The sequence below is a fragment of the Kribbella albertanoniae genome (genome assembly GCF_004348455.1).
Lineage (GTDB): Bacteria > Actinomycetota > Actinomycetes > Propionibacteriales > Kribbellaceae > Kribbella > Kribbella albertanoniae.
On sequence record NZ_SMKA01000086.1, the window covers coordinates 17,286 to 28,855 of the forward strand.

Annotated in this window: 10 protein-coding genes; all 10 read right to left on the bottom strand. The window is 68.9% G+C overall.

Annotated elements, in window-relative coordinates:
* Positions 1–13: 13 nt before the first annotated feature.
* Complete coding sequence (smc, locus tag E1261_RS19695; RefSeq protein ID WP_132408462.1) at positions 14–3,562, bottom strand: chromosome segregation protein SMC; 3,549 nt, start codon at positions 3,560–3,562, stop codon at positions 14–16.
* 318 nt (positions 3,563–3,880) lie between these two features.
* Positions 3,881–4,036 carry a hypothetical protein gene (locus E1261_RS19700; protein WP_238176310.1) on the bottom strand — a complete coding sequence of 52 codons (156 nt, stop codon included), beginning with the start codon at positions 4,034–4,036 and terminating at the stop codon, positions 3,881–3,883.
* Positions 4,037–4,226: 190 nt separating this feature from the next.
* Entirely contained in the window at positions 4,227–5,081 is an 855-nt protein-coding gene (gene mutM / locus E1261_RS19705) for a bifunctional DNA-formamidopyrimidine glycosylase/DNA-(apurinic or apyrimidinic site) lyase (RefSeq protein ID WP_132408466.1), read from the bottom strand.
* A 9-nt stretch (positions 5,082–5,090) separates the two neighbouring features.
* Positions 5,091–5,843, bottom strand: coding sequence for a ribonuclease III (gene rnc / locus E1261_RS19710; protein ID WP_238176311.1), 753 nt, complete (start codon positions 5,841–5,843; stop codon positions 5,091–5,093).
* 13 nt (positions 5,844–5,856) lie between these two features.
* On the bottom strand, positions 5,857–6,048 hold the full coding sequence (gene rpmF / locus E1261_RS19715) for a 50S ribosomal protein L32 (protein ID WP_132408468.1): 192 nt from the start codon (positions 6,046–6,048) through the stop codon (positions 5,857–5,859).
* Between the two features lie 67 nt (positions 6,049–6,115).
* Entirely contained in the window at positions 6,116–6,631 is a 516-nt protein-coding gene (locus tag E1261_RS19720) for a YceD family protein (protein WP_238176312.1), read from the bottom strand.
* A 126-nt stretch (positions 6,632–6,757) separates the two neighbouring features.
* A complete protein-coding gene (gene coaD, locus E1261_RS19725; protein ID WP_132408472.1) occupies positions 6,758–7,231 on the bottom strand; it encodes a pantetheine-phosphate adenylyltransferase in 474 nt (157 codons plus the stop codon).
* Complete coding sequence (gene rsmD, locus E1261_RS19730; protein ID WP_132408474.1) at positions 7,224–7,784, bottom strand: 16S rRNA (guanine(966)-N(2))-methyltransferase RsmD; 561 nt, start codon at positions 7,782–7,784, stop codon at positions 7,224–7,226. The genes coaD and rsmD overlap by 8 nt, the downstream gene beginning before the upstream one ends.
* Complete coding sequence (gene recG / locus E1261_RS19735; RefSeq protein ID WP_132408476.1) at positions 7,781–10,033, bottom strand: ATP-dependent DNA helicase RecG; 2,253 nt, start codon at positions 10,031–10,033, stop codon at positions 7,781–7,783. Before recG ends, rsmD begins: the two co-directional genes overlap by 4 nt.
* Positions 10,030–11,570: DAK2 domain-containing protein (locus tag E1261_RS19740; RefSeq protein WP_132408478.1), on the bottom strand; the 1,541-nt coding region annotated here is incomplete at its 5' end. The genes E1261_RS19740 and recG, both read right to left, overlap by 4 nt.

The window sequence follows — 11,570 nt, forward strand, 5'->3', positions numbered from 1 at the left end:
TGACCGGAGCCGGCTAGACCGGCTCGGGTTCTCTGATTCGTTGGGAGATCACTGCGGAGACGCCGTCGCCGCGCATGGTGACGCCGTAGAGGGCGTCGGCGACCTCCATGGTGCGCTTCTGGTGGGTGATGACCAGGAGCTGGCTGTTCTCGCGGAGCTCTTCGTAGATCTCCAGGAGGCGGCCGAGGTTGGTGTCGTCGAGGGCCGCCTCGACCTCGTCCAGGATGTAGAAGGGCGAGGGGCGGGCCTTGAAGAGGGCGACCAGGAAGGCGACCGCAACCAGGGAGCGTTCGCCACCGGACAGCAGCGATAGCCGCTTGACCTTCTTGCCGGGTGGGCGGGCCTCGACGTCGATGCCGGTGGCCAGCATGTCGTCGGGGTCGGTGAGGATCAGGCGGCCTTCGCCGCCGGGGAAGAGCCGGCTGAAGACGTGCTGGAAGGCGATCTCGACGTCGCGGTAGGCCTCGGTGAAAACCTGCTCGACGCGGTCGTCGACCTCCTTGACGATATCCATCAGGTCTCGGCGGGACTTGCGCAGGTCCTCGAGCTGCTCGGACAGGAAGCGGTGCCGCTCCTCCATCGCGTCGAACTCCTCGAGCGCGAGCGGGTTGATCCGGCCCAGCTGGCCCAGGGAGCGCTCGGCGGACTTGAGCCGCTTCTCGACCTTGGCGCGGTCGAAGGGCTCACCCTCGAGCTCCAGCGTGTTGTCGTCGCCGTCCTTGGGCAGCGGCGGCACCAGCTGATCAGGACCGTACTCCGCGATGAGCGCGTCGACCGCGATGCCCAGCTCACCGAGCGCCTTCTCGTACAGCTGCTCGAGCCGCATCTTCTGCTCGGCCCGGGCCAGCGCGTCGCGGTGGACGGTGTTGGTCAGCTGCTCCAGCTCGGAGCTCAGGTTGCGGGTGGCGGACCGGGCCTGCGAGAGCGCCTGCTCCCGGTCGGCCCGCTGCGCCTGGATCGCGGAACGCTCGCTCGCTGCCAGCTGCAGCGAGGTCTCCAACCGAGCCAGCACGTGGCCGGTCGCCAGATGGACAGCCTGCGCAGCCTCGGACTGACGGGCCCGGCGAGCAGCACGGGCGACTGCACGGGCACGTGCCTCGCGCTCCTGCCGAGCTGCACGCTCCAGCTGGTCGGCCCGGCCGGACAGCGCCCGGGCCCGCTCCTCGGTGGTGCGCAGCGCGAGCCGCGCCTCCATCTCAGCAGCACGCCCGGCCTTGGCGGCCTCGGAGAGCTGGTCGCGGGTCGACGTGTCGGGCTCGTCGCCGTCCTCGTCGAACATCTCCGCATCGTTCAGCCGCTCTTCGAGCTCGGCCAGACCGGACAGGTTCTTGTCGCGCTCGGCCTCGGCCGCGGCGATCGCCTCGGCCATCCGCTGCGCCTCGCCACGGGACGCCTTGGCCAGCGACCCGAAGTGCGCGAGCTGCTCGGCCACGGCCGCCATCGCGGCATCCGACTCGTGCAGCCGGGCCAGCGTGATCTCGACGGACTCCTTCTGCCGGGAGCGCTCGTCCTCCATCCCGGACAGCTCGAACCGCAGCCGCTCACTACGCGCCGTGGCCTCGATCAGCTTCTCTGCGGCCTCGTCGACCGCCGATTGCACCTCGATCAGGCTCGGGGCCGCGTCAGATCCGCCGTACGCGAAGTGTGCACCCAGTACGTCGCCCGCCCGCGTCGAGCAGGTGACGTCGGGGAGGCCGCGGACCAGCGACTGGGCCGCCGGAACGTCCTCCACGATCGCGACCTTGCGGAGCAGTCGGCGCAGTGCGGGGCGCAGGTTCTGCGGGCACTCGACGACGTCGACGGCGTACAGGGCGCCGTACGGGAGGGTCGGCCAGCTCGAGTAGTCGTCGGCCGGAGCGTCGCCCAGCAGCATCCCGGCGCGGCCGAGGTCATGCTCCTTCAGGTGGCCGACCGCGGCCAGCGCGGCGTCCGCGTGGGTGATGGCGACCGCGTCAGCGGCCTCACCGAGAGCAGCCGCGATGGCCGTCTCGTACCCGGAGCGCACGCTCAGCAGCGCGGCGACCGAACCCATCAGGCCGTTGACCTGCTCGGAGGCGGCCAGCAACGCGCCAGCGCCGTCCTTGCGGTTCAGGCCCAGCTCCAGCGCCTCCTTGCGGGCGCTCAGACCGGTCCGCTCACGCTCGGCGTCCCGCTCCTCGGCGCGCAGCTTGGCCAGCCGCTCATCCAGCTCGTCCAGAACCGACTGGGCTGCCTCGTACTGATCGTCGAGGCCGCGCTCGCCGGCATCCAGGCCCGCGACCTGGGTCTCCAGCGCGGTGAAGTCGTGCTGAGCCTTGGCCGCTCGGGCCTCGGCTTCGTTCATGTTCGTGGCGAGTCGGCCGATCTCGGACTCGGCGGCGGCCGCGCGGCTCTTCAGCGCGTTCACCTGACCGGTCAGCCGGGCCAGGCCCTCACGCCGGTCGGAGGCGGCCCGGATCAGCGCGGAAATCCGGCGCTCCTCCTCGGCCTCCTGGTTCTCCAGCACCTGACGGCGCTCGACGGCCTCGGCCAGCAGCTCGGAGTGTGCCTCGACCTCGGCCTCGATCTGCGCCTCGGTCTCGCGCACCCGGGCCGCCTCGAGCTCGAGCTCCTCGGGGTCCCGCCCGGAGCGCGGGCCGTCGTCGGCCTCGTCGTTCAACGAGCGGATCCGGTCGGCGGCGATCCGGGCGGTGCCCTTGATCTTCTCGCCGAACCCGGACAGCTGGTACCAGGTGTCCTGCGCGGCCTGCAGCGCCGGCGCGTCCTCGCGGAGCGCCTCCTCGAGCTCGGCCTCCAGGTCGCGCGCCTCGCGCAGCTTGGCCTCGATCTCGGTACGGCGCTCTGTCATCCGGGCCTCGTCGGCCAGCTCGGCCTCGAGCGCGGACTGGGCCTGGACGATGTCGTCGGCCAGCAACCGGGCCCGGCCGTCGCGGACCTCGGCCTGGATCGTCACCGCGCGCCGTGCTACTTCTGCTTGGCGCCCGAGCGGCTTCAGCTGGCGGCGGATCTCCTGGATCAGGTCTCCGAGCCGGTGCAGGTTGCCCTCGGTGGCCTCCAGCTTCCGGATCGCCTTCTCTTTACGTTTGCGGTGCTTGAGGACACCGGCGGCCTCCTCGACGAAGCCGCGGCGGCCCTCCGGGGTCGCGCGCAGGATCGAGTCGAGCTGGCCCTGGCCGACGATGACGTGCATCTCGCGGCCGATGCCGGAGTCGCTGAGCAGCTCCTGGACGTCCAGCAGCCGGCAGCTCTGGCCGTTGATCTGGTAGTCCGAGCCGCCGTTGCGGAACATCGTCCGGCTGATCGTGACCTCGGCGTACTCGATCGGGAGCGCGCCGTCGGTGTTGTCGATGGTCAGCACCACCTCGGCGCGGCCCAGCGGCGAGCGGCCGGAGGTGCCGGCGAAGATGACGTCCTCCATCTTGCCGCCACGCAGCGACTTGGCGCCCTGCTCACCCATCACCCAGGCGAGGGCGTCGACGACATTGGACTTCCCGGAGCCGTTCGGGCCGACGATGCAGGTGATCCCCGGTTCGAAGTTCATCGTCGTGGCCGACGCGAACGACTTGAAGCCTCGGAGCGTCATGCTCTTCAGATACAAAGCGATGCTCTCCAACCCGTGAAAGGACAGACGATACCGAAGGAACCGTCGCAACTCGTAACGCTGTCGCTACCCGGGGAAGTAGTTCCGCCGCCCAGTCTACAAAGTGCCGGACGCGAAACCGCGCAGGCCTACCGGTCGGAGCGGCAGGCAGATGGGTGTGGGAGCACAACATTCAAGACCACAACATTTAAAGGCACGCGCGAGCGGCGGGGCCCGGACGGGGGCCACCGCCGTCTTCATGCCAATGTTTCGACGTGCGGTTGTAACAGGTGCGACCGGCGTGGGTCGCGACCAGGGTCGTCAGACCGTGGCAGGAGTGCGCAGAGCCTCGTCGACTGTCAGCAGCCGGCCCTCGTGGACCTGTGCGACGAGATGGTCGTTCTCTGCCTGCAGGCGCATCACGTGCGCCTCCAGATCGGCGACACGCCGGTTGAGCAGACGAACCTGCTCAAGCATGCGCGGGTCAGTGCCTCCAAGGTGCCCTAAAAGAGCCTTGGCCATTGTGCTGTCCTCCGGAAGGGTTCTGGCCGGGTGCGCACCCCTGCTCAGATCGCGATGGGGAGCGCTGAAAATGTGTACCGTCTTTCAGAGTGACACCCGTACGGCGGGCGGTCAACCTGGGCCACACTTATTAACAATACCTCGCTCACCAGCGGACGAGCCGCGGAACCGGCTGGCATCTCGGACAGCGGAACGACGAACGGTTCATGAACGGCTCGCGGCGGATCGGACGGCCGTCCCGGGGGCACGGTGAACCCTCCTGACCGTAGACGTTCAGACCGCGTTCGAAATAGCCCGATTCCCCGTTCACGTTGACATACAGGGCATCGAAGCTGGTGCCGCCGACGTCCAGTGCCTCGGCCATCACCTCGTGGGCGTGCCGGAGAATTTCCCTTGCCTGCAAGGGTTTCAGCGAATCGGTCGCCCGCGCGTAGTGCAGCTTCGCGCGCCACAACGCTTCGTCGGCATAGATGTTGCCGATCCCGCTGACGACGGTCTGGTCCAGCAGCGCCCGCTTCAGACCGGTCTTGCGGCGCCGGAGCGCGGCCGCTGCGGCCTCCGCGTCGAACAGAGGATCGAACGGGTCCCGGGCGATGTGGGCGATCTCGGCGGGCAGCTCGGCACCGCCCTCGGAATAGGACAGACCACCGAACATCCGCTGGTCCACAAACCGGACCTCTCCACCGTCGTCGGCGAAGCGGATCCGGACCCGCAGATGGGCTTCGTCCGGCGCGCCGACCGGCTGGACCTTGAACTGGCCGCTCATTCCGAGGTGGGTGAGGACCGCGTCACCCGAGGTGAGCGGCAGCCAGAGGTACTTCCCGCGCCGGGCCGGCTCCGCGAACACCTGCCCCTTGAGCCGGGCGACGAAATCGTCCGGCCCGGCGAGATGACGCCGTACCGGACGGGGGTGCAGGACGTCGACCGCGTCGATCGTCCGGCCGGTGGTGAAGTCCGCCAGACCGCGACGGACCACCTCTACCTCAGGAAGCTCGGGCACTCGCAGATACTACGGCTGCTGAGAGGGGTCCGTGCTGTCGGGATGCGCTGCGCGCAGGGCCTTCCAGGCGGTCTCGGCGGCCTGCTGCTCGGCTTCCTTCTTGCTCCGGCCGATGCCGTGACCGTAGGTGTCGGCCCCGATCCGGACCCGCGCCTCGAACGTCTTGGCGTGGTCGGGACCGGACTCGGCAATCACGTACTCCGGGACGCCGACGCCGAGCTGGGCGACCAGCTCCTGCAGCGACGTCTTCCAGTCCAGGCCGGCACCGAGCCGGGCCGAGGACTCCATCAGGTCGTCGAACAGCCTGTGCACGACCAGGCCCGCGGTCTCGAACCCGCGATCCAGGTAGACGGCACCGATCAGCGCCTCGACGCAGTCGGCCAGGATCGACGACTTGTCCCGGCCGCCGGTGGCTTCCTCCCCGCGGCCGAGCCGCAAGTACTTGCCCAGTTTGAGTTCACGCGCGACCCCCGCGAGGGCACGCATGTTGACCACGGCGGCGCGCAGCTTCGCCAGCCGTCCCTCGGAAAGGTCCGGATGGTTGCGGAACAGCGACTCCGTGACGATGACTCCGAGCACCGAGTCCCCCAGGAACTCCAGCCGCTCGTTGGTCGGCAACCCACCGTTCTCGTACGCGAACGAGCGGTGGGTGAAGGCGTGCTCCAGCAAATTGTCAGCCAGCGCTACGCCGAGCCGTTCGTTCAGCTCGGCGTAGAGCCCCCCATGCGCCGGGTCAGGCCCGGCGTCGACTGATGAATTCACTGATAGGTGCCGTTTAGCTCTCGACGACCTGGCGACGCTCGCCCTTCGCGCCGTACTGGCCGCAGGTGGGGCAAACGGTGTGCTGCAGGTGCTTGGCGCGGCAGGCGGGGTTCACGCAGGTCACCAGCGCCGGCGCAGTGGTCTTCCACTGAGCCCGGCGGTTGCGGGTGTTGCTGCGCGACATCTTCCGCTTCGGAACGGCCACGGTTATGACTCCTCGGTTCGGCCGGGGGCTGGTTGACCCGGCCGGCTGGTGTGCGTGTGTTCGATGTTCAGTTGTCTTGCTGGTCGTTCTGGAGCAGTCCGCCCAGGGCGGCCCACCGTGGGTCGCTCCCGTCCTCGTGCTTGTGACCGGGCTCCTCCACCAGGCGCACCCCACACTCGGGGCACAGTCCCGGACAGTCGTCCGTGCACAGCGGCTGGAACGGCAGCGCAAGCACCACCTGGTCCCGCAGCGCCGGCTCGAGGTCGATCAGATCGCCCTCCATCCGGCTGGCCTCGTCCGGCTCGGCCTCGCTCTCCGGGTAGACGTACAGCTCCTGGACGTCAGCGAGGAACTCGTCCTCGATATCGACCAGGCACCGCGCGCACTCCCCGACCAGCCGGCCGGTGGCCGATCCGGTGACGAGAACCCCTTCGACAACCGATTCCAGCCGGAGATCGAACTGGATCTGGTCGCCCTCGGGGACGCCGATCACGTCGATACCGAGATCTGCCGGTGCTGCGGCCGTGAAGGAGACTTCGCGCTGGGACCCGGCGCGGCGTGACAGCTCGTGCGTGTCGATCACGAGTGGGGACCGCGGATCCAAGACGCTCAGGACATCCCTTTCAGGCGTGGGCAGGCATAAATCTCGGTCTCAGCGAGACCGGTAGACCACATTATCAACTACCCGGCCCGACACCCAATTCGGGGCCTATCGGTGTTTTGCCAGTAACCGTGCGTGAACACCCGGCGTCAGGAACGAGGATACGTCACCGCCGAGCTTCGCGATCTCCTTGACCCAGCTCGAGGAGATGAACCCATGCTCTGGCGCGCTCGGCAGGAAGACCGTGTCGACCCCGGTCATCCGGCGGTTCAGATGGGCCATCTGGAGCTCGTAGTCGTAGTCGGCCGCGGTCCGCAGGCCCTTCACGATCACACTCGCGCCCTGCTCGGTGCAGAAGTCGACGAGCAGACCGTCGAAGGGGGCGATCCGGACGTTCGGGAACGGCTCGGCGAGCTCGGTCAGCATCTCGACCCGCTCGGCGTCGCTGAACAGCCGCTTCTTGGACTGGTTCACCCCGGCCGCGACGATCAGCTCCTCGAAGGCACCGGCCGCGCGGGTGATCACATCCAGGTGGCCGATCGTGGGCGGGTCGAACGTGCCCGGGAACACAGCCTTAGCCATGCCGGTGACCGTACCAAAGACGCGCTTCGCCGTACTTGCGGTCGCGCAGCGCGGCGAACCCCTCCGGCCACTCCCACGGCTCCCGCTTCCCGCGCTCGACCACCACGAAGGCGTCCGGCGCGAGCCAGCCGCTCGCGGCCAGGGCGACCAGCACGTCCTGCAGCTCGACTGTGTCCAGCTTGTACGGCGGATCGGCGTACAGCAGGTCGAATTCGGCCAGGGGCTCCCCCGCGGCGAGCTTCTCCACCGGCCGCGTCAGCACCGTGACCCCGGGCAGCCCGACGACCTTGATGTTCGCCGTAATCACCTCGGCCGCCTTCCGGTCCGACTCGACCAGCACGACCTTGGCCGCACCGCGCGACAGCGCCTCCAACCCGATCGCCCCGGAACCGGCGTACAGGTCGAGCACGTTGACTCCGTCGAAGCTACTGAACTCCGCCTCCAGCGACGAGAACAACGCCTCCCGGGTCCGATCCGTCGTCGGCCGCGTCCCGTCCCCCGCCGGTACGGCGATCCGCCTGCCGCCCGCTACTCCCCCGATCACCCGCGTCATGTTTTCTCCAGGTACTCGGTTGATTCGGACTCCAGCGCGCTCTGCACGAAGGACCGTAGGGCTGGGTAGTCGGCCAGCTCGGGGTCGACCGAGACCAGGGACTGGGCCACGTGGCGGGCGGTGAAGATGAGCTCCTCGTCCCGCAGCACGCTCAACAGCTTCAGGCTGCTCCGCTTGCCGGACTGCGCAACGCCCAGTACGTCGCCCTCGCGGCGGGTCTCCAGATCGATCCGGGACAACTCGAACCCGTCCGTCGTCGACGCCACCGCGGACAACCGCTGGTACGACCTCGAGCTCTCCCACAGGTCAGTAACCAGCAGGCACAACCCGGGCACCTTGCCCCGGCCGACCCGGCCGCGCAGCTGGTGCAACTGCGAGATGCCGAACCGGTCGGCGTCCATGATCACCATCGTCGAGGCATTCGGTACGTCGACGCCGACCTCGATCACCGTGGTCGCGATCAGTACGTCGACCTCGCCGGCTGCGAACCGGGTCATCACCGCGTCCTTCTCGTCGGCCGGCAACCGGCCGTGCAGGATCTCCACCCGCAGGTCGTGCAGGATCTCGCCGAGCGCCTCGGACACCTGCACCACCGAGATCGGTGGCCTTGCCAGCGTCTTCTCGCTTCGCTCGTCCAGCGCCTCGTCCCCGTCCGCCAGGTCGCCTTCCTCGTCGGCCGCGTTCTTCACGTCGTCACCGATCCGCGGGCAGACGACGTACGCCTGATGGCCCTTGCCGACCTCCTCGCGGACCCGCGCCCAGGCCCGCTCCAGCCAGTCCGGCCTCTGCTTGGCCGGTACGACGGAGGACTGGATCGGCGAACGCCCGGCCGGCAGCTCGGTCAGCGTCGACACCGAGAGGTCGCCGAACACGGTCATCGCGACCGTCCGCGGGATCGGGGTCGCCGTCATCACCAGCACGTGCGGCGTGTTGTCACCCGATTTCGCGCTCAGCGCGGCCCGCTGCTCGACCCCGAACCGGTGCTGCTCGTCAACCACGACAAGCCCGAGATCGGCGAACTGCACCTTGTCCTCGAGCAACGCGTGCGTCCCGACCACGATCCCGGCGGCCCCACTCGCAGCGTCCAACATCGCCGTACGGCGGGCTGCCGCGTTCAGTGAACCGGTCAGCAGCCCGACCTTGGTGGCGTGGTCCGCACCGCCGAGCATGCCCTGCTCAGCCAGGTCACCGAGCATCCTGGTCAGCGTCTTGTGGTGCTGGGTGGCGAGCACCTCGGTCGGCGCCAGCAACACGGCCTGACCGCCGTTGTCGACCACCGACAGCATCGCCCGCAGCGCCACCACGGTCTTGCCGGAACCGACCTCGCCCTGCAGCAACCGGTGCATCGGATGCGGCCGCTCCAGGTCGGCGAAGATCTCCTCGCCCACCTCGGCCTGACCGTCGGTAAGCGAGAACGGCAGCCGCTTGTCGAATTCGTCCAGCAAGCCACCGGCCGTCCGCGGCCGGGCGACCGCCTTCAGCGCGTCGGTGACTGCGCGGCGCTGCGCGAGGATCGTCTGCATCACCAGCGCCTCCTCGAACCGGAACCGGTTCTGGGCGTCGCTGATGTCCTTCTCGGTGTCCGGCAGATGCACCTTCTGCAACGCCTCGACCAGGCCGAGCAGCTTCTCCTTGCGCCGGATCAGCTCCGGCACCGGGTCCTCGAGATCCTCGCCGAGGTTGTCCAGAACGATCTTGATACTGCGCTCGATCGTTGCGGTGGGCAACTTCGCGGTCGCCGGGTAGAGCGGGCGGAACGGCCGGGCCCGGCGTTCGATCTCGGCCTCGGTGAGGTCCTCGTCGTCGAGGATCTCGGTGCCCGGGCCCTTGAGCTGCATGATGTCGCGGAACATCGTCACCTCGCCCCAGAACAGCGCCGCCGTACCGGGCGTCAGCTTGGTGGCGAGCCAGGGCTGGTTGAAGAACGCCAGCTCCAGATCGTGTTTGCCGTCGGTGACCACGACCTTGGTCAGCGTCTTGCGCCGGCTCCACTTCGAGACCTCGACGAGCGGGATCTCGGCCTTGGTGTCGAGCGAGCGGACGGTGACCTTCTTGACCCGGCCGTTGACCGTTGCCTGGTCACCGACCTCGAGCTCGTCGAAGGGCGTCAGTTCGCCCTTCCTCAGGTACCGCCGCGGATAGTGGCGCAGCAGTTCGCCGACCGTCTCGATGTCGAGCACGTCCGCGAAAGTCTTGGCCGTCTTGGCTCCGACGAAGTCTCGGAGCTTGCGGTCCATATCAGTCTTCATTCGACCCCGATCAACAACGGGTACCTGTCTTGCCCTCCGTCGTACACCACGACATCGACATCTTTGCGATGCCGACGCACGTGCCGCTCGATCGCGGCGGCCAATTCCGGGTCCGCGTCGCGTCCGGTGACGATGGTCAGCAGCTCGCCGCCACCGCCCAGCAGCCGATCGACGACGCCGATCGCGGCCTCGGTCAGGTCTTCGGTGATGAGGGCGAAATCACCGTCGACAACGCCCAATGCGTCGCCCACCCGGCATCGGCCGGCCATCGTGTAAGCGTCCTTCACTGCGATCGTGACGGCGCCGTGCCGGGTCTGCCCAGCAGCCGCGGATTGATGCACCACGTCGTCGTCGAAGCTGGCCGCAGCATCGTGTACGGCGATCGCCGCCAGCCCCTGGACCTGAGCCCGGGTCGGAATCACGGCGACCCGGATTCCATCCTGCCGAGCCGCCGTCGCAGCGGCCTCGGCGACCGCGATGGAGTCCTTGTCGTTCGGCAGCAGGACGATCTCGGCTGCCTGCGACTTCTCGATCGCGGTCAGCAGTTCGCCGGTCGAGCACCGCCGGCCGGGTCCGCCGACCACAACCTTCGCGCCGGACTCGGCGAACAGCGCGGCCAACCCATCACCAGCGGCGACCGCGATCACAGCCCGGCCCGGCGGCGGCTCGTGGTGCGGCTGGTCGGCGAAGTGTGTGACGCGGATCCGGTGCGGCCGGCCGATCGCGATCCCTCTTTCGATCGCGGCACCGACGTCGTCGGCATGGACGTGGACGTTCCAGAGGCCGTCTCCGCCGACCACGACGACCGAGTCACCCAGGGCTGCCAGCTCACGCCGGAAGTCCGCGACAGCCTCGTCAGCGGCGTCCAGCAGGTACATCACCTCGTACGCCGGCCCTTCGGGGTTGAGGTCGCCCGCAACCTCCTGCGGTTCGACCCGGGCCGGTACGTCGATCGTCACGGTCCGCCCGGTGAGCACGGACTCCATCGCCCCGAGGATCACGACCAGCCCCGCTCCTCCGGCATCGACCACCCCCGCCCGCCGGAGCACGTCGAGCTGCTCGGTCGTCCTGGTGAGCGCCAGCCGCGCGGACGCGACCGCGGCCAGACACACGTCGGCCAGGCCCTTCCCGTCGTTCGCCGCACTCATCGCCCCGTTGGCCGCCGCGCGGGCCACGGTGAGCATGGTCCCCTCGACCGGTTCCGCGACCGCGCCGTACGCGGCATCAGCGGCGTACGTGAGCGCATCGGCAAGGGCGGCCGCCTCACTCATCCGCGGATCAGCCAGTACGCCGTCCGTGTCGCGCTCAGGCGGCAGATTCTCGGCCAGCCGCATCCCGCAGGCCCGGACAAGCTGCGACGTGATCACACCCGAGTTACCGCGAGCCCCCAGCAACGCCCCGCGCCCGAACGCCTGCACAGCCTCCGCAAACGTCAGCTCCCCCTCGGGCAGCGCCTCACACGCCGCCTCCCAGGTCAGGTACAGGTTCGTCCCCGTATCCCCATCCGGAACCGGGTACACGTTCAGCTCGTCGATCC